A 25,024-nucleotide genomic window follows, 5' to 3' on the forward strand; every position below is an offset into this window, starting at 1 on the left:
GCGAAAATGAAGAATAAATTTGTGAAATGCTCACATTTTTACCAAAAATGTTGAAATATTTTCATAAAAATGTGAGTAATTTCACAAATTTAGATAATTAATATGGAGTATTACTCTTTTTTCGCTAAAATAGTGCCGATTGTTCGTAATCGAACGTTTTATCAATAAGTATCATTTTTTGGAGTGTTTCTATGTTTGGTCCGTTTAAACCGGCTCCGCATATTGCGGAACTACCGGCAGATAAAATAGATGCAAGATATAAATTCTTACGTTGGCAAGTTTTTGCAGGCATCTTCTTTGGATACGCTGCATATTATTTTGTACGTGCAAATTTTGACCTTGCACAAAAAGGGTTAATTGAAGCTGGTTTATATAATAAAGCTGAGTTAGGTATTATCGGTACTGGTGCAGGCCTTGCTTATGGTCTTTCTAAATTCGTGATGGCGTGGATGTCAGACCGCTCAAATCCAAAAGTATTTTTACCATTCGGTTTATTATTATCTGGTCTTTGTATGACCATGATGGGCTTAATGCCGTGGGCAACCTCGGGCATTTTGGTTATGTTTATTATGATTTTCTTGAATGGTTGGTTCCAAGGTATGGGCTGGCCACCATGTGGCCGAACCATGGTTCACTGGTGGTCTAAATCTGAACGTGGTTCTATCGTATCTATTTGGAACTGTGCACATAATGTGGGCGGTATGGTTCCTGGCTTAATGGTTTTCTTAGCAGGTGCGGTTTATTTTAATGCCACAGGTGTAGAAGCAACCGCTAAAGATGTATGGCAACAAGCACTCTACTACCCTGGTATTGCTGCAATGATCGCTGCGGTTCCAATCTACTTTATAATGAAAGATACGCCACAATCTTGCGGTTTACCACCTGTTGAAAAATGGCGTAATGATTATCCTGATAACTATGATGCAACCAAGTCGGAACAAGAATTAACCACAAAAGAAATTTTAGTGACTTATGTTCTGAAAAATAAATTGTTATGGTATATCGCAATTGCGAACGTATTTGTTTATTTAATTCGTTATGGTGTATTGAAATGGTCACCAGTGTATTTAGGTGAGGTAAAACACTTTAATATTAAAGGTACAGCTTCTGCATACATTATTTATGAACTAGCAGCGATTCCTGGCACATTATTATGCGGTTGGGCATCGGATAAGATCTTTAAAGGTAAACGGGGTTTAACTGGCTTTATCTTTATGATCTTAACAACATTAGCTGTAGTAGCATTATGGATGAACCCAGCAACACCAGAAGCAGAGCTTGCTCAATATGCAAATCAAGCATGGTATAAAAACCCATATCAATTAACAGATTTTATTTTAATGACTACGATCGGTTTCTTAATTTATGGTCCTGTAATGTTAATTGGTTTACATGCACTTGAACTTGCACCGAAAAAGGCAGCAGGAACATCAGCAGGTTTTACAGGTTTATTTGGTTACTTAGGTGGTACAGTTTCAGCTTCTGCAGTTGTAGGTTGGGCAGCGGAACATTATGGCTGGGACGGTGGCTTCTACGTTATGATTACAGGCGGTGTGTTAGCTGTTCTATTAATGCTTATCGTGATGCTTGAAGAAGGCAAACATAAAGCAAAATTAGGTGATCACTACGGTAAATAATCAACTTATCCTACCTTTTACTAACAAGGGAAATATCGAAAGGTATTTCCCTTCTTTTTAATTTTAATCAAAGTTTTGCTTGTTTTTCCAAATTTCACCCCCATAATGGAGAAATTCGTATTTTGATAGAACAGAAAAAGAGAGCAAATTCATGGCACCAAGAAAAAAGAAAGCAATTGAGTTACCACTACTTCCATTACGCGATGTAGTGGTATTTCCTTATATGGTTATGCCGTTATTTGTAGGACGTGAAAAATCAATTCAAGCCCTACGGGTAGCGATGGATGGCAATAAACAATTATTCCTTGTAACACAGCAAGATCCTAATAAAGAAGAACCAATCACTGAAGATGTTTATCAAGTTGGTGTAATTGCGAATATTATCCAAATGCTCAACCTTCCAGATGGCACAGTAAAAGTGTTAGTTGAAGGTCAGCAACGTGCCAAAATCGAACATATTCACGATGATGAAAATGGATTCTGGGCTGGTGTTCAAGTTATTGCTTCAGAATTTGATGAAGAAGATAACGAGTTACAAGCAATTGCAAAAGCAACTCTCAGTGAATTTGAAAATTATGTAAAAAATAACAAAAAAATTCCTGCTGAAATTCTGCCTAAATTACAAAAAATCGTTTCAGAAGATCGTTTAGCTGATACGATTTCATCCAATTTAATTGCACCAGTGAAGAAAAAACAAGCGTTATTAGAAGAAGCGAATCTAATTGCACGTTTTGAAGCATTACTTGTTGCAATGGCAACCGAAATGGATTCATTAGAAACCGAAAGTCGTATTCGTAATCGCGTTAAACAACAAATGGAAAAAAACCAACGTGATTATTATTTGAATGAGCAAATCAAGGCAATTCAAAAAGAATTAGGTAATGGTGAAGATGCAGAACAAAGCGAATTAGATAAGCTAAAAGAAAAAATTGATGCGGCTAAATTACCTGTTGAAGTAAAAGAAAAACTAGACAGTGAATTTAAAAAGCTCAAAGCGATGCCACAAAGTTCTTCTGAAGCAACGGTAGTACGTAGTTATATTGACTGGGTTTTACAAATGCCATGGCATAAAAAATCTGTTGTCAAAAAAGATCTAGCTAAAGCACAAGCGGTGTTAGATCAAGATCATTACGGTTTAGAAAAAGTCAAAGAACGTATTGTTGAATATCTAGCAGTACAAAGCCGCTTAAATAAATTGAAAGGTCCTATTCTTTGCTTAGTTGGACCTCCTGGTGTGGGTAAAACTTCGCTTGGTCAATCTATTGCTAATGCCACAGGGCGTAAATACGTACGTATGGCATTAGGTGGTGTGCGTGATGAAGCAGAAATTCGAGGTCACCGCCGTACTTATATCGGTTCGATGCCAGGTTCATTAATGATGAAAATGGCGAAAGTTGGCGTAAAAAACCCGCTCTTCTTACTCGATGAAATTGATAAAATGGCACAAGATATGCGTGGTGATCCTGCATCAGCTTTACTTGAAGTGTTAGATCCAGAGCAAAACAAGGCATTTAATGACCACTATTTAGAAGTGGATTACGATCTTTCAGACGTAATGTTTGTGGCAACATCAAATTCGATGAACATCCCACCTGCATTACTTGACCGTATGGAAGTGATTCGTCTTTCTGGTTATACCGAAGATGAAAAAATGCATATTGCACGTGATCATTTAATTGCGAAACAGCAAGAAAATAATGGTTTAAAAGCGGGCGAATTAACGATCGAAGACAATGCAATTTTAAGCATAATTCGTTATTACACCCGTGAAGCTGGTGTACGCGGTCTTGAGCGTGAAATTGCTAAAATCTGCCGTAAAGCGGTAAAAACATTAGTATTAGATAAAAAGCTGAAATCACTCATCGTAAATGAAGGCAACATAGCAGATTACTTAGGTGTAAAACGTTTTGACTACGGAAAAATGGATAATCAAAACCGTGTTGGTGAGGTAACTGGCTTAGCGTGGACAGAAGTTGGTGGCGATTTACTCACTATTGAAACCGCTTCAGTAAGCGGTAAAGGTAAATTCTCATTTACTGGTTCATTAGGTGATGTGATGAAAGAATCTATCCAAGCGGCAATGATGGTAGTGCGAGCAAGAGCCTCTCAATTAGGGATTGCGGAAGACTTCCATGAAAAACGAGATATTCACGTTCATGTACCAGATGGAGCAACACCAAAAGATGGTCCAAGTGCAGGTATCGCAATGTGTACCGCATTAATCTCTAGCTTAACAGGCAACCCTGTTCGCAAAGAAGTCGCAATGACAGGTGAAATTAGCTTACGTGGCAAAGTGTTACCGATTGGCGGTTTAAAAGAGAAATTGCTTGCAGCACACCGTGGAGGTATTACGACTGTGATTATTCCAAAAGACAACGAGAAAGATTTGGAAGAAATCCCAGAAAATGCCAAAGCAGCACTCTCTATCCATGCAGTTGAAACAATTGACGAAGTGTTATCTATTGCATTAGAAAATCCACCAATGGGCATTGAGATCATTCCAGCTAAATCTCAAACGATTAAAGTGAAAAAAACTCGCTCAAAAGCAGCAATTCAGTAACACTAAACTGAAATAAAAAACCTCGAATATGTAATGTATTCGAGGTTTTATTTTATAGATTAATGACCGCTTGTTCTGCTAATTCTCTTGCTAATTTATCAATATGCAATACATCTGCGATTTCTCTGACTTGAATCGGTGCAATATTTTCTACTACAGTTCGATTCACATGCACAATATCCATAAAACCAATACGCTCATTTAAAAAAGCTTCTACTGCCACTTCATTTGCCGCATTCATTGCAGTTGTCGCATATTGCCCTTGTTCAAACGCATCAATTGCTAATTTCAAATTCGGATAGCGGGCAAAGTCTGGCTCAATAAAAGTAAGCTCTTTCAATTTAAAGAAATCTAACGGCGCAACACCTGCGTTAATACGATTTGGATAAGCCATCGTATGCGCAATCGGTGTACACATATCTGGGTTTCCCATTTGGGCAATTACCGAACCATCAATGTAACGCACCATGGAATGAATAATAGATTGCGGGTGAATAATAATTTCCATTTCATCAGCGCTTGCATTAAATAACCAACGCGCTTCAATATATTCCAACCCTTTATTCATCATGGTTGCGCTATCTACTGAGATTTTTTTGCCCATAGACCAATTAGGATGCGCTACTGCTTGAGCGGGCGTAATAGTTGCAAACTCATCCAATGGTTTGGTGCGGAATGGGCCCCCCGATCCTGTTAAAACAATTTTGCTGATACCTAATTCTGCAAGCGGACAAAAACCGATTTTTTGTTGCGCTTCTGGTGGTATAGATTGGAAAATCGCATTGTGTTCGCTATCAACAGGCAATAATTGTGCACCAGATTTTCGAGCTTCATCAATAAAAATTTGCCCGCAAGTTACCAATGACTCTTTATTTGCCAATAAAACTTTTTTACCCGCTTGTATCGCTGAAAGTGTTGGCAATAAACCTGCTGCTCCCACAATTGCCGCCATGACCATATCCACTTCTGGGTGTGCGCTCAGTTCGCAAATCGCTTTTTGGCCGCTTAATACTTCAGTATTTAAATTGAATTGTTTGAGCTGTTCAGCTAATGCTTTAGCCGCTTTCTCATCATCTAAAGCAGCAAATTTAGGCTGGAATAACAAACATTGCGCAGCCATAAGCTCAACATTTTTACCGCCAACTAAACCAAAGACTTCATATTCAGTTTTGTTTTGCTCCACGACAGATAACGTGCTTTTACCAATTGAGCCTGTAGAACCTAAAATAACGAGTTTTTTCATATGTATTCCTAATTGCCAAAATATACAAGCGGTCGTTTTTGCAAATTTGACCGCTTGTTTTCATCCTAATTTGATAAACGTTTTGCTTCAATTACATCGTCTAATTGCGCAATACGAGCCAAAAGTTTGCCCAGTAATTCAACATTGCTTAATTCAATGTCCATATCCATAATAGCTAACCCTCGTTTCGCATCAATACGGCTTGAAACGCTTAATACGTTTACTTTTTCATTTGCCATCACCGCACTCACATCACGCAACAAACCATTGCGGTCATTTGCTGTAACACGCACCGCCAGGCTGAAACCACTCGCATAGTGGGTTCCCCATTCCGCCTCCACGATACGTTCTGGATTCACACTACGCAATTCGAATAATTGTTCGCAATCTGCTCGGTGAATCGAAATGCCTCGCCCTTGAGTAATATAGCCAACAATTTTATCGCCTGGAATTGGCTGGCAACAACGAGCAATGGTGTGCATTAAATTCCCTACACCATCAATAATAATCTGCCCATTTTTACCTTTGTACTGCTGTGCATTATTAGCGTGCTTATTAACTTGCTTGAGCACCGCTTCATCTTCTTGTTCAGCCGTTGGTTTGATTAATTTACTTTGCAAATAGTGGCTTAGCTGATTGAGACGAATATCGCCCCCTCCGATCCCTGCATATAAATCATCAAATTGTTTTAGGTTGTAACGAGGTAACGCATATTGTTCAATTTGTTTGAGCGTAAGCCCCAAACGTACCATTTCTGCTTCTAGTGCTTCTTTACCGATTGGAATATTTTTCTCTCGGTCGAGCTTTTTAAACCATGCAATAATTTTAGCGCGAGCTTTAGATGTGTTCACAAAGCCTAAATTTGGGTTCAACCAATCTCGGCTTGGGTTTGGATTTTTCTGGGTGATAATTTCCACCTGATCACCCATTTGTAATAAATAGGTAAACGGCACGATTCGCCCTGCAACTTTCGCCCCAATACAGCGATGTCCTACTTCACTATGAATTGCATAAGCAAAATCTAATGGTGTTGCGTTTTTCGGTAGATCAATTACTTCGCCTCGAGGAGTAAATACATAAACACGATCATCAAAGACTTGTGAACGCATTTCTGCCACCACATCGCCTGAGTCTGCAATATCATTCTGCCAAGCTAGTAATTTACGTAGCCATACAATTTTTTCTTCATAGCCTGAACGCCCCGCTGTTGCACCTTCTTTATATTTCCAGTGAGCAGCCACGCCAAGCTCTGCATCTTCATGCATTTTGCGAGTACGAATTTGAACTTCAATCGTTTTATCGCCTTCGCCTAACACGACAGTATGGATGGATTGATAGCCATTTGGTTTTGGATGCGCAATATAATCATCAAAATGTTCTGGCAAGTGTTTATATTGGGTGTGAATAATGCCCAATGCAGTGTAGCAATCTTGCAAATTCGGTACAATTACACGCACGGCTCGCACGTCAAATAGCTGTTCAAAACGCAGATTTTTCTTCTGCATTTTTTTCCAAATACTATAAATATGTTTTGGACGTCCATACACTTCAAGATCGTTAATTTGTTCGCTTAAAGAAGCGGTCAAATTTGCCACGAAATCTGCAATATAACTCTCACGTTCAAGACGGCGTTCGCCAAGCTGTAACGCAATCACTCGATAGCATTGCGGATGTAACGCACGGAAGCAATAATCTTCTAATTCCCATTTTAGCTGACCAATCCCTAGACGATTCGCCAAGGGGGCGTAAACGTGTGAACATTCTTTAGCAGCTAACACGAGATCTTCTTCCGTATGGCGGTGTTTATCTCGCAAATAGGCGATACGTTCAGCTAATTTAATAACTACGCAACGGAAATCATCCACCATCGCAAGTAGCATACGACGAATATTGTCGATTTGTAGATCAGAGGCGCTATTGGCGCTTAGTTGACGAATATTATCCATTTCAAGTACGCCTTTAACCAAGTTTTTCACTTGATTGCCAAAGCGCTCTTTTACTTGAACAAGATCGATAATATGGTGTTTAACGAGAGGAAATAACAGCGCTGCTACCAGAGAATCATCATCCATATTCAAGCCGTGTAAAATCTCGACCATCTCAATGCCGTCCCACAATAAATGATAGGTATCGGTATCTAATTTCTCTTGGGCATAACGCCACACAATTTGTAACTCTTCAAAGGTTATGGGCGACATTTGCAAAGCAGCGCTCCAACTTGCCAACTCAAATGTACTAGGGTTTAGCTCGTGTGAACGGCGAATCGCTACCATAAATCCTCCTCTTGTAAAATTTTGCGGAAATTTAACCGCTTAGCGGTTAGAAATTACCTAGCATTATACTTGGATTTAGCCATGATTGTTAGTGTTGATAAAACAATAAAAACGCAATTGGCGATTTTCTAAAAATCCCCAACCACCTCTTTCGAGTTATATAAATTGTGATAAATCAAACCAATCTCTACAATTAATTGCGCTACGCTAGCTGATTCGCTAGAATGGAAACGTTTTAAGCGGCATTTTGCCGTTTTCTTTTTGTGTGGGATTCAATGACAATTTTAGCTTTAGGTATTAACCATAAAACAGCCTCCGTGAATTTGCGCGGCAAAGTGGCGTTTGATGAAATCAAACGTCAGCTTGCGTTCGAGCAAATTCAACAGCAGGGTTTAGCTGAAAGCGTCGTGATTCTATCCACCTGTAACCGCACAGAGCTTTATCTACACAATGCGGAAATTACGCCCCAAGAAGAGCATCCAGACAACATCGCTTGGCGTGAACAATGCTTTAATTGGTTTGCCGAAATTCATCAACTCAATCATGCTGAGTTGCGTGAATGTATCTACTTCAAACAAAATTTTGAAGCTGCTCGCCATTTAATGCAAGTCGCTTGCGGATTAGACTCATTAATCTTAGGTGAACCGCAAATTTTAGGGCAAGTAAAACAAGCATATCAAGATTGCGAACACTTTTATCAATCACAAGGCACTCAAGTTTCAACCAAACTTTCTCGTTTATTCCAACGTACCTTTGCTACGGCTAAACGTGTTAGATCTGAAACAGAAATCGGCGCAAGTGCCGTTTCGGTTGCTTATGCAGCTTGTGGCTTAGCTCGCCAAATTTTTGATAATTTCGGCAAATTGCGTTTCTTATTAGTCGGCGCAGGCGAAACTATCGAATTAGTGGCAAGATATTTAATTCAGCATGGTGCAACCAATCTTATGGTTGCCAACCGTACTCATGTGCGAGCTGAAATGTTGGCTGAACGCTTAGGCACACCAATGCAAATCCTTTCGTTAAGTGCCCTACAAATTGGTTTAAATCAAGCGGATGTAGTGATTAGTTCAACAGGAAGCCCTGATATGTTAATTAGCAAAGAAATGGTTGCGATTGCGCAAAAACAACGCCAATTTGACCCGATGTTGTTAATTGATATTGCCGTGCCTCGTGATATTGATGAAAAAGCGGGCGAATTAGATGCCGTCTATTCTTACAGCGTAGATGATTTACAAAATATTATTCAACGTAATCTTGCTCAACGTCAACAAGCTGCAGAACAAGCAACTGAAATTGTAGAGCAAGAATGCAAAGCTTTCTTTGAATGGCTAAAACAGCAACAATCTAGCGATCTTATTAAACGCTATCGCCAAGATGCTGAACAAACCCGCCAAGAATTGCTTAATAAGGCAATGCAAGCCATTCACTCAGGTCAAGATCCCGAAAAAGTGCTAAATGAATTAAGTTATAAATTAACTAACAGCCTATTACACGCCCCAACCCAAGCACTACAAGCCATGGCAAAAAGCGGTAATTCAAAAGGCTTACAAAGTTTTTCTAAAGCACTCAAGCTAGAAGAATGCTAAACTTTCATCCCCCAATACAAGCGGTCTATTTTTTGTAAAATTTTGCAGAAAATAGACCGCTTTTTTTGATCCTTTTTCCGTTCTCAATGCTTTTAGTATATAATGTGGCAATTTTGCGACTCGCAAAGACTGAATTTTTAGAAGGACAGAATAATAATGACTCCAGTTGTTGCCCTTGTGGGCAGACCAAATGTGGGTAAATCCACGTTATTTAACCGCTTAACCCGCACTCGTGATGCATTGGTGGCAGATTTTCCAGGGCTTACTCGTGACCGTAAATATGGCCATGCCAATATTGCTGGTTATGATTTTATCGTGATCGATACAGGCGGTATTGATGGTACGGAAGAAGGCGTAGAAGAAAAAATGGCAGAACAATCGCTACTTGCGATTGAAGAAGCAGATGTAGTGCTTTTCTTAGTTGATGCTCGTGCGGGATTATTGCCTGCAGATATTGGTATTGCTCAATACTTACGCCAACGTGAAAAAACCACAGTGGTAGTAGCAAATAAAACTGACGGTATTGATGCAGATTCACACTGTGCCGAGTTTTATCAGCTTGGTTTAGGCGAGGTAGAACAAATCGCAGCGGCGCAAGGTCGTGGTGTAACGCAACTTATCGAACAAGTGCTAGCGCCATTAGGGGAGCAATTAAACGCTGAACAAGCGGTCGAAAATGATGAAAATGCTACAGAAGAAGCCGACGAATGGGATACCGATTTCGACTTTGATAATGAAGAAGATACGGCATTACTCGATGAAGCGCTTGAAGATGAAGCAGAAGAATCAATTGAAGATAAAAACATCAAGATTGCGATTGTTGGTCGCCCAAACGTAGGTAAATCGACGTTAACTAACCGTATCCTCGGCGAAGAGCGCGTGGTGGTTTACGATATGCCTGGTACGACGCGTGACTCAATCTATATCCCTATGGAACGTGATGGTCAGCACTACACGATTATTGACACCGCTGGCGTGCGTAAACGTGGTAAAGTGAATTTAGCGGTTGAAAAATTCTCAGTAATTAAAACATTACAAGCAATTCAAGATGCGAATGTGGTGCTACTCACCATTGATGCTCGTGAAGGCATCTCAGATCAAGATTTATCACTCCTCGGCTTTATTCTCAATGCAGGTCGCTCATTGGTGATCGTGGTAAATAAATGGGATGGTTTATCACAGGATATTAAAGATCAGGTGAAATCAGAATTAGACCGCCGTTTAGATTTTATTGATTTTGCGCGTGTGCATTTTATTTCAGCATTGCATGGTTCTGGTGTGGGTAACTTATTCGACTCGGTTAAAGAAGCCTACGCTTGTGCAACACAAAAAACTTCAACCTCAATGCTTACCCGTATTTTACGTATGGCAGCAGATGAGCATCAGCCACCATTAGTAAACGGTCGTCGTGTAAAACTCAAATATGCGCACCCAGGTGGCTACAATCCGCCAATTATCGTGATTCACGGTAACCAAGTAGAAAAATTAGCGGATTCTTATAAACGTTATTTAAGTAATTATTTCCGTAAGAGCTTGAAAATTATCGGTTCGCCGATTCGTATTCAGTTCCAAGAAGGGAACAATCCATTTGCAGGTAAGAAAAATAAACTCACACCAAATCAATTACGTAAGCGTAAACGTTTGATGAAGTTTATTAAGAAAAGCAAAAAATAATGATAAGAAATTCACATAAATAGTGAAACCAGCGGTCAAAAAAACCAAAAACTTGCAAATTTCTGGTAAAAAAATACCGCTTGTTTCTCCGTTGTCATTGCGGTGATTTTCGCAGTATTAAAAAGGATTAAAATATGATGATGCAATACTCTCCAAAATTTAATCATGCCAAAGTATTAGTACTTGGCGATGTCATGTTAGACCGCTATTGGTTTGGCGCAACAAATCGTATTTCCCCAGAAGCACCTGTGCCAGTTGTAAAAGTGCAAGAAATTGAAGAACGTGCAGGTGGTGCGGCAAACGTGGCAATGAATATTGCAAGCCTTGGCGTGCCTGTTGCACTACACGGCTTAATTGGGCAAGACGATGCAGGTCGTGCATTAGATAAATTGCTCAATTCGCATAATATCCAAAATCATTGTGTTGCATTAGATTCGCACCCAACCATTACTAAATTACGTATTCTTTCCCGTCATCAACAACTATTACGTTTAGATTTCGAAGAAGGTTTTCATCAGGTAGCAAGCGATTCTCTACTTGCAAAACTTGAACAAGAAATCACCGCTTATGGTGCATTAATACTGTCGGATTACGGCAAAGGTACATTAGAATCTGTACAACAAATGATTCAAATTGCCCGTAAAGCAGGTGTGCCGACACTCATCGATCCAAAAGGGACTGATTTCGAACGTTATCGTGGTGCAACATTATTAACGCCAAATATGTCTGAATTTGAGGCGGTGGTAGGTCACTGTAAAGATGATGATGAAATTGTCGCTAAAGGCTTAAAACTGATTGCTGAGTTTGAATTAGCTGCATTATTGGTTACTCGCTCAGAAAAAGGTATGACGTTATTGCGTCCAAATCAAGCTCCATTCCATCTACCAACTCAAGCTAAAGAAGTTTATGATGTAACAGGTGCGGGTGATACGGTAATTAGTGTGCTAGCAACCGCTATTGCAGACGGTCGTCCTTACGAAGAAGCATGCTATTTAGCTAATGCTGCAGCAGGCGTTGTAGTGGGTAAATTAGGTACTTCAACTGTTACCCCAACCGAATTGGAAAATGCGATTCACCACCGAGAAGAAACAGGCTTCGGCATTTTAACTGAAGATGAGCTAAAACGTGCAGTAGAGCAAGCTAAACTGCGTGGTGAGAAAATTGTGATGACGAACGGTTGTTTTGATATTTTACATCAAGGTCATGTTTCTTATTTAGAAAACGCGCGTAAATTAGGCGATCGCCTAATCGTTGCGGTAAATACGGATGGATCAGTTAAACGTTTAAAAGGCGAATCTCGTCCAATCAACAATTTGAACGCGCGCATGGCGGTGCTTGCTGGTTTAGCTTCTGTGGATTGGGTTGTGCCATTTGCTGAAGATACGCCACAACGCTTGATTGGCGAAATATTACCTAATTTATTGGTTAAAGGTGGTGATTACAAACCTGAAGAAATTGCAGGTAGTCAAGAAGTTTGGGCGAACGGCGGCGAAGTTAAAGTATTAAACTTTGAAAATGGCTGTTCCACCACCAATGTAATCAAAAAAATTCAGGCATCAAAATAACGTCAATAATGGAAAAAATTATTATTGATGCTGAACAATTTCAGCGCACAATTTCTCGCATATCTCATCAAATTATTGAGAAACACTCATCGTTAGATAATTTGGTATTAGTTGGAATAAAACGCCGTGGCGCTGAAATTGCAGCAATGTTGCAAAAAAGAATATCGGAACTTTCGCAAACAGAATTGCCATTAATGGCATTAGATATTACCTTCTACCGTGATGATTTAGATGTCATCAACCAAGATCCTGTTTATATAGGTGCTGAAGATCAAATTGATATCGAAGGTAAAAATGTGATTCTGATTGATGATGTACTCTTTACGGGGCGTACAATTCGTGCGGCGTTAGATGCTCTACTCGACTTTGGGCGTGCAACTCGAATAGAACTAGTTATTCTCGTCGATAGAGGGCATCGTGAATTACCGATTCGAGCTGACTATGTAGGTAAAAATATTCCAACAGCTCGTAATGAACAGGTTCAAGTAAGGACTCAACATTACGACGGTGTAAATCAAGTCGCTTTAATTCGAGCCAATAATGAATAAAATAATGTTCTGCTGAACCTTTTTTATCAATATTGCTCTAATAGGCTTTAGGGCTTATCTTTAATCTTTAAGGGAATTAACAAATGAAATTAATCTCTGCAAAATCATTATTACTCACATTAGTTGCAGCAGTTAGTGTTTCGCAATCTGCTATGGCTTGGGAAGAACGTGTAGTAGCAATGGTGGATGGCATTCCAGTAATGGAAAGCCAAGTACAACGCTTACTAGGCAAAAAATCAGGCGAAGCACAGCATAAAGCCGCTGTTGAACAAGTTATTGACGATATTCTCGTGCAAAAAGCAGTGAAAGAAGCGGGTGTAAAAGTAAATTATGCACATGTAGATCAAGTAATTGAGCAAATTGCAGCACGTAACGGCATTACTTACGGTCAACTGCTTGATGCATTAGATTATCAAGGTATCAGCTTAAACCAATACCGCCAGCAAATTGCACAGCAAATGGCAATGGAACAAGTACGTAATATCAGTATTGGTAAGTCAATTCAAGTTCAACCGCAAGATGTTCAAGCTCGTGCGCAAGAACTTTTAGCACAAGATAAAGCAAGTGGTAAATTAAAAACGGTGACAGGTAACCAATATCGCATTAGCCATATTCTGCTGAAAACTACACCAGTATTAAATGATGCTCAAGCTAAAGCAAAATTAGCACAAATTACTGCAGATATTAATGCAGGTAAAATAACCTTTGAACAAGCAGCAAAATCAAACTCTGTAGATTATGTTTCTGCAGCAGATGGCGGTGATTTAGGTTATAATTTCTTAGATATTTATGATCCAGCTTTCGCCAAAGCAGCAAGTACAGCGAAACAAGATAAAATCACTGCACCATTTAAATCTCAGTTTGGTTGGCATATTCTTAAAGTAACAGGCACACAACAAGGTGACCGTACTGAAGATGCATATCATCAGCGAGCCTACGAGCAATTAGTAGATAAGCAAGCACAAGAAGCTGCTCAAGACTGGGTTAAAGCATTAAGAAAAACAGCTGACGTTCAATACGTTAAATAATTTTGAGAACCTCGCGACTTGCGAGGTTCTTTCCTTATTTCTAAAGAGTAAAAATGAGTTCTACAAATTCTAAAAAACATTTAGGTCATACCGCGCGTAAGCGTTTTGGTCAAAACTTTTTACATGATATGAATGTGATTCATAACATTGTATCTGCTATCAATCCTAAAAACGGTCAGTTCTTATTAGAAATCGGCCCAGGTTTAGGCGCATTAACAGAACCTGTTGCAGAACAGGTTGATAAATTAACGGTCGTTGAACTAGACCGAGATCTTGCTGAACGCTTACGTCATCATCCATTCTTAAATCACAAATTAACTGTGATTGAACAAGATGCTTTGCGTTTTAACTTCCGTGAATATTTTGAAAACCTTGCATTAAAAGAAGGTGAGGGAGTACGTGTATTTGGTAACTTACCTTATAATATTTCAACACCATTAATGTTCCATTTATTTAAGTTTCACGATCTCATTCAAGATATGCATTTTATGTTGCAAAAAGAGGTGGTAAAACGCCTATGTGCAGCACCAAACAGCAAAGCTTATGGACGTTTAACCATTATGGCGCAATATTATTGCCAAGTAATGCCCGTGTTAGAAGTTCCACCTTCAGCATTTAAACCTGCACCAAAAGTAGATTCTGCGGTAGTACGTTTAATGCCACATAAAGTATTACCACATCCAGTAAAAGACGTATATTGGCTAAACCGAGTAACGACCCAAGCATTCAACCAACGTCGTAAAACATTACGCAATGCACTTTCAACCCTATTTAACCCAGAGCAATTAGAAGCGTTGAATATTGATTTAAATGCACGTGCAGAAAACCTTAGCATTGCAGACTATGCCCGTCTTGCTAACTGGTTATATGATAATCCTCCTGCAATAGATAACCGTGAAGAAATTATCAATGAGGATATTTAGTCTCTAAAAACAAGCGGCCGAGTTTGCAAAAAAATCTGCAAATTCGACCGCTTAGTTTAAGGAAAACTCAGAAAGCGCTTAACCTATTGAGCAAATTATTTAGTACCAAAAATTTTATCACCCGCATCGCCCAGACCAGGAATGATATAGCCATGTTCATTCAAGTGGCTATCAATTGAAGCAGTAAATAATTCAACATCAGGGTGAGCCTCTTCAAGTGCTTTAATCCCTTCAGGCGCAGCAACAAGCACCAACACTTTAATTTGTTTACAGCCTGCATTTTTTAGTAAATCAATGGTTGCGATCATTGAGCCACCTGTTGCTAACATTGGATCCACCACAATTGCTAAACGTTCTTCCACATCATTCGCTAATTTTGTGAAATAAGGTACTGGCTCTAAGGTTTCTTCGTTACGATAGATCCCAACCACACTAATTCGAGCACTTGGAATATGTTCTAACACCCCATCCATCATACCTAAACCAGCACGTAAAATAGGTACTACCGTTACTTTTTTCCCTTTGATTCGCTCAACTTCAACTTTGCCACACCAACCATCAATTTCTACTAATTCTGTTTCAAGATCGGTTGTTGCTTCGTATGTTAATAAACTGCCCACTTCTGTTGCTAATGCACGGAAATCTTTTGTATTAATATCCGCCGCTCGCATTAATCCTAATTTATGTTTTACTAATGGGTGTTTAACTTCTACAATTTTCATTTGTGGCTCCTCAGCATTAAAATGCTTACGTTATACATGATTAAAGCAGAGCGCTACACTCTGCTTTTCCTAAAAATTTTATGCGTTTTGTACTTTTGCTAACTCTTCATCTCGCAATACACGACGAAGAATTTTTCCGACATTACTCTTCGGCAATTCATCACGAAATTCAATTTCACGAGGAATTTTATAACCTGTCAAATATTGGCGACAATAATTACGTAACTCTTCACGCGTTAAGCTTTCATCTTTTTTAGTAACAAAAATTTTGATTGCTTCACCAGACGCTTTACTTGGTACCCCAATAGCAACAACTTCATTTACTTTTGGATTATGTGCAATTACGTCTTCAATTTCATTCGGGTAGACGTTAAATCCTGACACAATGATCATGTCTTTTTTACGATCAACAATACGTAAGTTAAGATCTTCGCCCATCACAACAATATCACCCGTTGCCATCCAGCCATCTTTCAACACTTCTGCGGTATCCTCTGGGCGCTGCCAATAACCTTTCATTACTTGCGGACCTTTTACCCACAATTCTCCACGCTCTCCTATTGGAACGTCATTACCTTCATCATCTACGATACGAATATCTGTATTTGGTACAGGAATGCCGATTGAACCTGAATATTCCGTTGAGTCCGAACGTGTTGCGGCAATTAAAGGCGAGCATTCTGTCATACCATAACCTTCAATAATATGGCTACCTGTTAATTCATGCCAACGTTTTGCAACCGCTGATTGGATCGCGGCTCCACCGCCAACACTCAATTTTAGATTTGAGAAATCAACATCTTTCAGATTTTCATTATTCAATAATGCATTAAACAATGTATTTACGCCAGTTAATGCAACAAAGCGATATTTTTTCAGTTCTTTAACAAAACCTGGAATATCACGAGGATTGGTAATTAATAACCCTGTTACACCAAGTTCAATAAATAGCAAACAGTTTACTGATAGCGCAAATACATGATAAAGCGGTAACGGAATCACTGCGATTCGTTCACGAGTACCACGCAATAAAGGCTCTGCAACCCATTTTGCTTGTAATACATTGGCAATCACGCTACCGTGCGTCAGCATTGCACCTTTTGCAACGCCCGTTGTACCACCTGTATATTGTAAAAATGCGAGATCGTCTTTATAAATGCTTGGTTTTACATATTGGCGCTGTTTACCAATACTCAACGCTTCACGGAAACTAACCGCGTGCGGTAATTTATATTTAGGCACCAGTTTTTTCACATATTTCACGATAAAGTTTACCAATGTGCGCTTACCAAAAGAAAGCTGATCTCCCATACGGGTTAAGATCACGTGCTTCACACTTGTATCAAACACGACTTTTTCTAGTGTTGCCGCAAAATTTGACACAACCACAATCGCTTTAGCACCACTATCATTTAATTGATGTTCCAGCTCTCTTGGCGTATAAAGTGGATTTACATTCACAACCACCAATCCTGCACGTAATGCACCGAATAATGCAATCGGATATTGCAATAAATTAGGCATCATCAAGGCAATTCGCTCGCCTTTTTCTAGGCGTAATTCATTCTGTAAATAAGCAGCAAATGCTCGGCTACGCTCTTCTAATTTACGAAATGTTAATACCTTGCCCATATTGATATAAGCAGGCATATCTGGATGTCTGCGAACAGCTGACTCTAACATTTCAAGTAAAGATTCATACTGATTAACATCAATGGTTTGAGCTGAACCTTCTGGGTAATTTTTTAGCCAAATTTTATCCATATTGTCTCCACTAAATCCGTCCTAAAAACACAGGGGTATATTCACTTTCCTGTATTGTATCCATCTTTCTTTTTATGCCGATAAAAGCTCCGCCTGTGCTGATACACATAGCGAGTACAACCCATAATTCATTTGCAAAAAGTTGAGAAAATCCGACCGCTGATAAAATCAATACGCATAACGGTATGACATAAATCCAAAACACACTACGTAAAAGCACCTGCTCCGCTAAACCAATGCGAATCTGCTCGCCCACAACTAACGGTTCGTCCACTTTTAGTTCAAATTGCGGAGCAAATTTCTCTCCTGCTAACGCAGATAATGATTTCGTCCCACAACTCATTTTTGCCGCACAGCCACCACACGCACTTTTAGCATTGCATTGTACAGTCGCTAAACCTGCTCGATAATCAATTACTGTCGCAGTTTCAATCATCATCGTTTATTTTCTCGCACTATTGTTCTTCTACCAGAACACATTCTGTTTCAATTTGCCAACTGCCTTATATGCTATTTACAGGACAGAGGTCTTAATAGCTAATAAAAAAAGCGGTAAGATTGTAGCAAATTTTTGCAAAGAATTCGCTAAATCTTACCGCTTATTCGGTTAATATATTTAATCTGTTCAATAATGAAACTAAATTAAACCTAATTAGTCTTTTGCGTTTCGCTATTTTGAGCGGGTTCTACCGAAGAAGTCTGCGCTTTCACCTTTTGCTCTTCGGTTAATGTTACTGTAGCTGCATTAGCATTACGTTGTAATTCGCTAGCTTGTAATAATACTTTAATTCTAGTTTGTTGTTGCTCTAATTGTGCCGCTGTAGGCACATCTTTCTCAGGTGCGTTATAGCTTACAGGTTGAACTGAATCACTAAATGGTTGCGTTTGTAATACTGGTTGATCAGCTTGTGCTACATCACTCGTTGCTCCCATCATATTCACACCTAATACCGCAACTAAACACACAGATGCAGCAATACCTGCCTGCATAAGTGGCGCTCCCCAACGTTTAAGTTTGAGTAACATCCCTTTTGGCTGAGCTTGAGGCTCTGTGCTTGCTACTGATGAAGATTCAATCTCTTCATTTTCAAGCAATGCTTCCATTTTTGCAGAGAAATCATCGCCAAGAATAATTTCATCACCATGCATAACACTGCTAATTGCATGATAGCTCGCCCATTTTTGCTTTAATTCAGGATCGTTACATAATTCGTTGATAAAAGCTTCATCAACATCATGCCCATCCATAAAAGCTGAAAGGGTTTCTCTTTGTTGCATAATAAACTCCGATTGAATCTTAAATCTGTTGCATAAGAGGATTGATTTTTGCATCAATTGCTTCTCTTGCCCTGAAAATACGAGAACGAACTGTACCTACTGGGCATTGCATCACTTCTGCAATTTCCTCATAGCTTAGCCCTTCTAACTCACGCAAAGTAATTGCAGTTTTTAGCTCATCAGGCAAGCTCTCAATTGTGTCAAAAACAACACGTTTTAATTCTTCGGATAACACCATATTTTCTGGTGTATCCCCCTCACGAAGTTGAACACCTGCATCAAAGCTTTCAGCATCTTCTGCTAAAATATCCTCTTTAGGCGGACGTCTTCCTAAGGCTGTTAAGTGATTCTTTGCTGTATTTACTGCAATTCGATAAAGCCACGTATAAAAAGCGCTTTCCCCTCGAAAAGACTCTAATGAACGATAAGCTTTAATAAATGACTCTTGCACAATATCTGGAATATCATCACGTGCGACGTAACGAGTTAATAACCCTGCTACTCTATTCTGATAACGCACGACGAGTAAATTAAACGCTTTTTTATCACCTTGCTGTGCTCGCTCAACCAATACTTGATCGGTTACTTGATCACTCATCTATCTGCGTTCTCCTAACGTTATTACGCGTATATTCTTTAGACACTTTCATATCATATGCTCCTTAGTATATAAAGCACTGAAAAAGTTCATCAAAGAATAAACGAATTAAAAAATTTACAAACCATTTTAATCAAATACATAAGAGGCTAGTCTGGACGCAACACGCACTGCTTACTAGACTACTTAGATATCAGAAAATTCCATGTTCAATTAACAAAAAACTCATGTGATTAATAAATCACCGATTTGATTTTATCCTATAAATAAAGCGGTCAGATTTTACTGGATTTTTGCAAAAAAACCACTTTATCTAACCGCTTCTTCAATTTTTTACGCTTTTTTCAATACTTTTATTTTTTTGCCTTTAAATCTGCAACTTTATGTGCACGATAAATTGCATTAATTGCATGAATCAACGCACGTGCTGACGATTCCACAATATCTGTAGCTAAACCAACACCGTGGAAACGACGTCTTTCGTGTTCAACTACAATATCGACTTGCCCTAATGCTTCAGCCCCCTCGCCTTTTGCTGTGAGATTGTAGTGCGACATTTTAATATCCATACCCACAATTTTAAGGATAGCATTATACACTGCATCAACAGGTCCATTACCGCCATTTGATACTTCGCTGATACGTTTACCATCTAATTCAACCTGAACAAAAGCAGAAGCAGGTAAACCACTGATCATTTGCGAGGTAATCACATCTAAGTGTAAACGATCTTCATCGCCTGCTTGCATATCGATAAAGGCAAGCGCTTCTAAGTCATAGTCAAATACTTGACCTTTCTTATCGGCTAAATTTAAAAAGGCTTCATACAATTTATCTAAATCATAATCGGTTTCTTGGTAACCCATGTCTGCCATATGATTTTTCACTGCTGCACGACCCGAACGTGCGGTTAAGTTTAATTTTTCCTTCTTCAAGCCAATTGTTTCTGGCGCCATAATTTCATAGGTATTTTTATTTTTTACCATTCCGTCTTGGTGAATACCTGATGAATGCGCAAAAGCGTTAGAGCCAACAATCGCTTTATTTGGCTGAATTGGCATATTACACAATTGACTTACCATTTGGCTGACACGGTGAATTTCTTGTGTATTAATGCGCGTATCTTTGCCGTTAAACATATCTTGGCGAGTTTTAATAGCCATGACCACTTCTTCTAAGGCTGTGTTACCCGCACGTTCACCGATACCATTAATCGTACACTCAATTTGTCTTGCACCATTTAATACAGCGGTTAATGAGTTTGCGGTTGCCATACCTAAATCATTATGGCAATGCACTGAAACTACTGCTTTATCAATATTCGGCACACGGTTCATCACATTTGCGATAATATCGCCATATTGTGTTGGTAAACAGTAACCTACTGTATCAGGAATATTAACGGTTGTTGCTCCAGCGTTAATCGCAGCCTCAACAATGCGACAAATATTATCAATGCCTGTACGTCCAGCATCTTCACACGAAAACTCAACATCATCGGTATAGCTTCTCGCGCGTTTTACAGCGTGTACCGCCATACCAATCACATCATCAAAACTTTTACGTAATTTTGATTCAACATGAATGGCTGAACTTGCAATAAAAGTATGAATACGGAATGCTTCTGCTACTCTTAATGCTTCTGCTGCAACATCAATATCTTTATCTACCGCACGAGATAACGCACATACACGGCTATTTTTAATATGTTGTGCAATGGTTTTTACTGATTCAAAATCACCTGCAGAAGACACAGGGAAACCAACTTCCATTACATCAACACCTAAACGTTCAAGTGCTAACGCGATTTGGAGTTTTTCTTTTACGGTTAAACTTGCTTTAAGTGCTTGTTCGCCATCACGTAACGTTGTATCAAAAATAATAATGTTGTTATTGCTCATGGGATTCTCCATTCGTGCCGAAGCACCGATTTAAATAAATAAGTTAAATACCTATAGTAAACACCCGTTTTTCTTTTTTATTATTTCTTTAAATCAAGAAAAAATAAAAAAAAACCCGCATTGGTATGCGGGTAAAGTGTGGATAGTGAACTATTTCTACTCAGCCAACCTTTATCCTCGCACAGAATGCGATAACAGAAGAAGTCGGAGAGAAAGTAGTTTTTCCATTGTGTTGTGTGTGTTTATGTTTGCATAGTTATTCAGAATACAAGAGCTATATTAGCCGTTAATAGAGTGAAGTCAATAGAATTTTTCACTTCTAGCAAACGTTTTCCTAACAATTTTAAAACACAAAAAAGTGATTAATTCTTTAATTGCTAAATTAATTAGCAATTAATCCCAAATTTACATTCTTACTCCAAATAAAAGCAATGCCTTTTTGTAAATGGCAAAGCCTTACACTTTTAATCTGTTTTGCGATTTTTTAAACGATTTTTGATTTATATAGCGTAAAATAGTGATTTATTTTGAAGCGGAAGCATAAATTTGCTAGCCTTTAAACCAATAGTTGCTAAAAAATATGTGAGGAATAACAATGAATCAACCATTTAAAGCCATCGTTTCTGATTTAGATGGCACATTATTAAATGCAGAACATAAAATTGGTCAATTTACGATTGAAACATTAAGCAAGCTCGCCGCACAAGGCGTAGATATTTTTTTGGCAACGGGGCGAAATTTACCCGACGTAAAACATATTATTAATAAAGTCGATTTAACAGAAGCAATGTTAATTACTTCAAATGGTGCAAGAGCAAACTTTTTATCAGGCAAAACCGTTCTCAATCGCTATATACCCGAAGATATCGCTTTCCAATTAATGCAAGTCCCTTTTGATCCAACCCGCGTTTGTCTAAACACTTATCAAGCTGATGATTGGTTTATCAATATTGATATTGAGCAACTCAAAAACTATCATAAAGATTCTGGATTTACTTACCAAGTTGCAGATTTTAGTAAACATCATGGCAGACAAACCGAAAAAGTTTTCTTTATTGGTAAAACCCCTGAAGATTTGGTTCCAGTTGAAAACTATCTTCGCCAACATTTTGCCGATCAAGTTTATATCACCTACTCCGCTATCGTTTGTCTAGAAGTGATGAATAAATCCGTTTGTAAAGCGAATGCTCTTGAAGAATTAGTTAAATTACGAGGCTATGAATTAAAAGATTGCCTTGCATTCGGTGATGGAATGAATGATTTTGAAATGCTTTCACGGGTGGGTAAAGGTTGCATTATGGAAAATGCAGATCCAAGACTAAAGCAAGCACTTCCACATAATGAGGTGATCGGTAATCACAAACATGAAGCGGTTGCCAGTTATATTCGAGCAATATTTGGCATTATCTAAGGCGAAAAGAAGCGGTCAACTTTCTGAACAATTTTGCAAAATTTAGGTCAAAAACGACCGCTTATTCTTTTATTATATTGATGACTTAAATCGGAAAACAAATGAAATTAAAAACTCTCATTAACACATTAGTCGTTGCAGGCGTTGTTACTGCAGGCTACTTTTATCTTTCCAACAGTGATGAATCACAAAAAGTCCACTATATTACTGAACCTGTTTCTCGTAGCACGATCAATAAAAGCGTATTAGCAACGGGTTCTGTTCGTGCAAGTAAACGTACCGAAGTCGGTGCACAGGTTTCAGGTAAGATTATTAATTTATATGTAAGCCTTGGGCAAACTGTCAAAAAAGGCGATTTAATTGCCGATATTGATTCAAGCAATCAAGCGAATAGCCTAAGCACTGCTGAAGCAAATCTTGCTTCTTATCAAGCTAAACTTTCATCAGCTCAAGTGGCTTTAGAAGTTGCACAAGCAAACTACACTCGTTTAAGCAAACTATACAAGCAATCAAGTGCATCACAAGCAGATTTAGAAACAGCAAAAAATACATTAGCGGCAGCTAAAGCAAGCGTTGATGAAGCTAAATCACAAATCAAATCGGCACAAATTTCTGTAGCTGATGCCAAAACAAACTTAAATTACACGCAAATTGTTTCACCAATGGATGGCACAATCGTGTCAATACCTGTTTCTGTTGGGCAAACTGTAAATTCGGCACAAACATCCCCAACCATTGTACACGTTGCTGATCTTTCAAAAATGCTAATTAAATTAGAGATTTCAGAAGGTGACATTGCACAAGTAGCGCAGGGTCAAACCATTTCTTTTACTACTCTGGCTGAGCCGAATCATAAATATCACAGCAAAATTGACAGCGTAGATCCAGCGCTCACAACACTAAGCGACGATAGCTCCTCAAATAAATACACCGAAAAAGCAGGAAATACCGAAGCGATTTACTTCTATGCAAATTCACTGGTAGATAATGCAGAACAACGCTTACGTATTGGTATGACAGTGCAAGGACAAGTGGAAATTGCTAAACGTGAAAATATATTGGTGGTTCCCACTTCTGCCTTAAAGAAAAAAGGTCAGAAGGCTTTTGTCATGGTGTTAGAAAATAACCAAGCGGTTGAAAAGAAAGTAGAACTTGGCTTAGCCGATAGCCAACATACTGAAATTATTTCAGGGCTAAATGAAGGTGAACAAGTAATTACAACCCAACGTTCAAATGACGAATCAATTAGTAGCCAACCTCGTCGAGGTCCTGCTGGTTTCTAAATCAAACAAGCGGTCAAACTTTGCTGAAAGATTGCAAATTTTGACCGCTTGTAACTTATACTTTAATAGAAATGGTTCGATAATTACTTATTTTTTTCGTTTTTCATAGTTGCAAAAAACATTGCTAATAATGGCCCTGAAATATTATGCCAAAAACTAAACACTGCACTTGGCACTGCAATTAATGGATTCGCTTTAAAGTGTAATGCTGCAAGTGCTGCCCCCAAACCTGAATTTTGCATTCCCACTTCAATCGCAATCGCCTTGCTATCCGCAACGGGCAATTTAAAAATACGTCCAAATAAATAACCCAGTAAATACCCCAAACCATTGTGTAATGCAACTACTAAAAAAACTAATAAGCCAGATTCAATAATACGATCTTTACTTACCGAAACCACTGCTGTCACAATTAATACAATCGCTAAGACAGAAATAAGTGGCATAGTTTGGCTAAACTGCTCTACCTTTTGTTTAAATATCGAACGAATCACTACTCCAATAAAAATTGGTAATAACACCATTTGCAACACTGAAATAAACATAGCACTTGCATTTATTTCCAACCATTCGCTCGCAAAAAGGTAGAACACCGTTGGGGTAAGCACGGGTGCAAGCAACGTTGAAACTGTTGTACAAGCCACTGAAAGCGCAGTATTACCTTTCGCTAAATAAGTCATTACGTTTGAAGAAGTTCCACCTGGGCAAGACCCCACTAAAATTACCCCAATGGCTAAATCTGGCGGAAGCTGAAAAATTTTCGCAAGCCCAAAAGCAATACTTGGCATCACAATAAATTGTGCAATCACACCTAAAATAGCCGCTTTAGGATTTTTGGTTACTTCAGCAAAGTCTTTAAAGGTGAGCGTTAACCCCATGCCCAACATTACGATCCCCAACAAATACGGAATCCAAGGCACAAATTGTTTAAAAGTTTCAGGAAATTGTGCCGCAATAAAAGCGAAAACAATCACCCAAATCGCAAAAGTTTTGCTGACAAATTGTGTAAGTTTTAAAAGCGCATTCATGT

Annotated in this window: 19 protein-coding genes; 10 read left to right on the plus strand and 9 right to left on the minus strand. The window is 38.8% G+C overall.

Annotation, left to right across the window (positions count from 1 at the left end):
- The first annotated feature begins 191 nt into the window (after window positions 1–191).
- Window positions 192–1,637, plus strand: coding sequence for a glycerol-3-phosphate transporter (glpT, locus tag F8M47_RS01275; protein WP_150538412.1), 1,446 nt, complete (start codon window positions 192–194; stop codon window positions 1,635–1,637).
- A gap of 151 nt (window positions 1,638–1,788) precedes the next feature.
- A complete protein-coding gene (gene lon, locus F8M47_RS01280; protein ID WP_150538413.1) occupies window positions 1,789–4,197 on the plus strand; it encodes an endopeptidase La in 2,409 nt (802 codons plus the stop codon).
- A 52-nt stretch (window positions 4,198–4,249) separates the two neighbouring features.
- Here the strand turns inward: lon and ispC are convergent, their stop codons facing one another.
- Both ispC and relA read right to left on the minus strand, forming a co-directional pair.
- Window positions 4,250–5,440, minus strand: coding sequence for a 1-deoxy-D-xylulose-5-phosphate reductoisomerase (gene ispC, locus F8M47_RS01285; protein ID WP_150538414.1), 1,191 nt, complete (start codon window positions 5,438–5,440; stop codon window positions 4,250–4,252).
- Window positions 5,441–5,505: 65 nt separating this feature from the next.
- Window positions 5,506–7,713 (minus strand): GTP diphosphokinase, encoded by a 2,208-nt coding sequence (relA, locus tag F8M47_RS01290; RefSeq protein WP_150538415.1) that lies wholly within the window; start codon window positions 7,711–7,713, stop codon window positions 5,506–5,508.
- Between the two features lie 275 nt (window positions 7,714–7,988).
- Between relA and hemA the strand changes: the two genes are divergently transcribed.
- The 6 genes from hemA to rsmA all read left to right on the plus strand — a co-directional run bounded on the left by hemA (window position 7,989) and on the right by rsmA (window position 15,037).
- On the plus strand, window positions 7,989–9,299 hold the full coding sequence (gene hemA / locus F8M47_RS01295) for a glutamyl-tRNA reductase (protein ID WP_150538416.1): 1,311 nt from the start codon (window positions 7,989–7,991) through the stop codon (window positions 9,297–9,299).
- Window positions 9,300–9,455: 156 nt separating this feature from the next.
- Entirely contained in the window at window positions 9,456–10,973 is a 1,518-nt protein-coding gene (gene der, locus F8M47_RS01300) for a ribosome biogenesis GTPase Der (protein ID WP_150538417.1), read from the plus strand.
- A 134-nt stretch (window positions 10,974–11,107) separates the two neighbouring features.
- A complete protein-coding gene (gene hldE / locus F8M47_RS01305) occupies window positions 11,108–12,538 on the plus strand; it encodes a bifunctional D-glycero-beta-D-manno-heptose-7-phosphate kinase/D-glycero-beta-D-manno-heptose 1-phosphate adenylyltransferase HldE (protein WP_150538418.1) in 1,431 nt (476 codons plus the stop codon).
- An 8-nt stretch (window positions 12,539–12,546) separates the two neighbouring features.
- Entirely contained in the window at window positions 12,547–13,086 is a 540-nt protein-coding gene (gene pyrR / locus F8M47_RS01310; RefSeq protein ID WP_150538419.1) for a bifunctional pyr operon transcriptional regulator/uracil phosphoribosyltransferase PyrR, read from the plus strand.
- 83 nt (window positions 13,087–13,169) lie between these two features.
- Window positions 13,170–14,114 (plus strand): peptidylprolyl isomerase, encoded by a 945-nt coding sequence (locus F8M47_RS01315; RefSeq protein ID WP_150538420.1) that lies wholly within the window; start codon window positions 13,170–13,172, stop codon window positions 14,112–14,114.
- 53 nt (window positions 14,115–14,167) lie between these two features.
- Window positions 14,168–15,037: a 16S rRNA (adenine(1518)-N(6)/adenine(1519)-N(6))-dimethyltransferase RsmA gene (rsmA, locus tag F8M47_RS01320; protein WP_150538421.1), complete on the plus strand. Its 870-nt coding sequence runs from the start codon at window positions 14,168–14,170 to the stop codon at window positions 15,035–15,037.
- 95 nt (window positions 15,038–15,132) lie between these two features.
- Here rsmA and upp read toward each other — a convergent pair whose 3' ends face one another.
- The 6 genes from upp to leuA form a co-directional block, all read right to left on the minus strand.
- Window positions 15,133–15,759: a uracil phosphoribosyltransferase gene (gene upp, locus F8M47_RS01325; RefSeq protein WP_150538422.1), complete on the minus strand. Its 627-nt coding sequence runs from the start codon at window positions 15,757–15,759 to the stop codon at window positions 15,133–15,135.
- Window positions 15,760–15,837: 78 nt separating this feature from the next.
- Window positions 15,838–17,523 carry a long-chain-fatty-acid--CoA ligase FadD gene (gene fadD, locus F8M47_RS01330; RefSeq protein WP_150538423.1) on the minus strand — a complete coding sequence of 562 codons (1,686 nt, stop codon included), beginning with the start codon at window positions 17,521–17,523 and terminating at the stop codon, window positions 15,838–15,840.
- A 10-nt stretch (window positions 17,524–17,533) separates the two neighbouring features.
- Window positions 17,534–17,962, minus strand: a complete 429-nt coding sequence (locus tag F8M47_RS01335; protein WP_150538424.1) for a SoxR reducing system RseC family protein — start codon at window positions 17,960–17,962, stop codon at window positions 17,534–17,536.
- Between the two features lie 209 nt (window positions 17,963–18,171).
- Window positions 18,172–18,801, minus strand: coding sequence for a sigma-E factor negative regulatory protein (locus F8M47_RS01340; protein WP_150538425.1), 630 nt, complete (start codon window positions 18,799–18,801; stop codon window positions 18,172–18,174).
- A gap of 19 nt (window positions 18,802–18,820) precedes the next feature.
- Window positions 18,821–19,399: an RNA polymerase sigma factor RpoE gene (gene rpoE, locus F8M47_RS01345; RefSeq protein ID WP_150538426.1), complete on the minus strand. Its 579-nt coding sequence runs from the start codon at window positions 19,397–19,399 to the stop codon at window positions 18,821–18,823.
- A 353-nt stretch (window positions 19,400–19,752) separates the two neighbouring features.
- Entirely contained in the window at window positions 19,753–21,300 is a 1,548-nt protein-coding gene (gene leuA, locus F8M47_RS01350) for a 2-isopropylmalate synthase (protein ID WP_150538427.1), read from the minus strand.
- A gap of 595 nt (window positions 21,301–21,895) precedes the next feature.
- Here leuA and F8M47_RS01355 point away from each other — a divergent pair.
- Both F8M47_RS01355 and F8M47_RS01360 read left to right on the plus strand, forming a co-directional pair.
- Entirely contained in the window at window positions 21,896–22,711 is an 816-nt protein-coding gene (locus F8M47_RS01355) for a Cof-type HAD-IIB family hydrolase (RefSeq protein ID WP_150538428.1), read from the plus strand.
- Window positions 22,712–22,812: 101 nt separating this feature from the next.
- Complete coding sequence (locus tag F8M47_RS01360) at window positions 22,813–23,994, plus strand: efflux RND transporter periplasmic adaptor subunit (protein WP_150538429.1); 1,182 nt, start codon at window positions 22,813–22,815, stop codon at window positions 23,992–23,994.
- An 83-nt stretch (window positions 23,995–24,077) separates the two neighbouring features.
- Here the strand turns inward: F8M47_RS01360 and F8M47_RS01365 are convergent, their stop codons facing one another.
- A complete protein-coding gene (locus F8M47_RS01365) occupies window positions 24,078–25,022 on the minus strand; it encodes a bile acid:sodium symporter family protein (protein ID WP_150538430.1) in 945 nt (314 codons plus the stop codon).
- Window positions 25,023–25,024: the final 2 nt, after the last annotated feature.

This window comes from Actinobacillus vicugnae (genome assembly GCF_901687125.1).
Taxonomy (GTDB): Bacteria; Pseudomonadota; Gammaproteobacteria; order Enterobacterales; family Pasteurellaceae; genus Actinobacillus; species Actinobacillus vicugnae.

Excerpts from the sequence above, each read along its gene's own strand:
- glpT (WP_150538412.1), top strand. The coding sequence starts at position 192 with ATGTTTGGTCCGTTTAAACCGGCTCCGCATATTGCGGAACTACCGGCA.
- lon (WP_150538413.1), top strand. The coding sequence starts at position 1,789 with ATGGCACCAAGAAAAAAGAAAGCAATTGAGTTACCACTACTTCCATTA.
- ispC (WP_150538414.1), bottom strand. The coding sequence starts at position 5,440 with ATGAAAAAACTCGTTATTTTAGGTTCTACAGGCTCAATTGGTAAAAGC.
- relA (WP_150538415.1), bottom strand. The coding sequence starts at position 7,713 with ATGGTAGCGATTCGCCGTTCACACGAGCTAAACCCTAGTACATTTGAG.
- hemA (WP_150538416.1), top strand. The coding sequence starts at position 7,989 with ATGACAATTTTAGCTTTAGGTATTAACCATAAAACAGCCTCCGTGAAT.
- der (WP_150538417.1), top strand. The coding sequence starts at position 9,456 with ATGACTCCAGTTGTTGCCCTTGTGGGCAGACCAAATGTGGGTAAATCC.
- hldE (WP_150538418.1), top strand. The coding sequence starts at position 11,108 with ATGATGATGCAATACTCTCCAAAATTTAATCATGCCAAAGTATTAGTA.
- pyrR (WP_150538419.1), top strand. The coding sequence starts at position 12,547 with ATGGAAAAAATTATTATTGATGCTGAACAATTTCAGCGCACAATTTCT.
- F8M47_RS01315 (WP_150538420.1), top strand. The coding sequence starts at position 13,170 with ATGAAATTAATCTCTGCAAAATCATTATTACTCACATTAGTTGCAGCA.
- rsmA (WP_150538421.1), top strand. The coding sequence starts at position 14,168 with ATGAGTTCTACAAATTCTAAAAAACATTTAGGTCATACCGCGCGTAAG.
- upp (WP_150538422.1), bottom strand. The coding sequence starts at position 15,759 with ATGAAAATTGTAGAAGTTAAACACCCATTAGTAAAACATAAATTAGGA.
- fadD (WP_150538423.1), bottom strand. The coding sequence starts at position 17,523 with ATGGATAAAATTTGGCTAAAAAATTACCCAGAAGGTTCAGCTCAAACC.
- F8M47_RS01335 (WP_150538424.1), bottom strand. The coding sequence starts at position 17,962 with ATGATGATTGAAACTGCGACAGTAATTGATTATCGAGCAGGTTTAGCG.
- F8M47_RS01340 (WP_150538425.1), bottom strand. The coding sequence starts at position 18,801 with ATGCAACAAAGAGAAACCCTTTCAGCTTTTATGGATGGGCATGATGTT.
- rpoE (WP_150538426.1), bottom strand. The coding sequence starts at position 19,399 with ATGAGTGATCAAGTAACCGATCAAGTATTGGTTGAGCGAGCACAGCAA.
- leuA (WP_150538427.1), bottom strand. The coding sequence starts at position 21,300 with ATGAGCAATAACAACATTATTATTTTTGATACAACGTTACGTGATGGC.
- F8M47_RS01355 (WP_150538428.1), top strand. The coding sequence starts at position 21,896 with ATGAATCAACCATTTAAAGCCATCGTTTCTGATTTAGATGGCACATTA.
- F8M47_RS01360 (WP_150538429.1), top strand. The coding sequence starts at position 22,813 with ATGAAATTAAAAACTCTCATTAACACATTAGTCGTTGCAGGCGTTGTT.
- F8M47_RS01365 (WP_150538430.1), bottom strand. The coding sequence starts at position 25,022 with ATGAATGCGCTTTTAAAACTTACACAATTTGTCAGCAAAACTTTTGCG.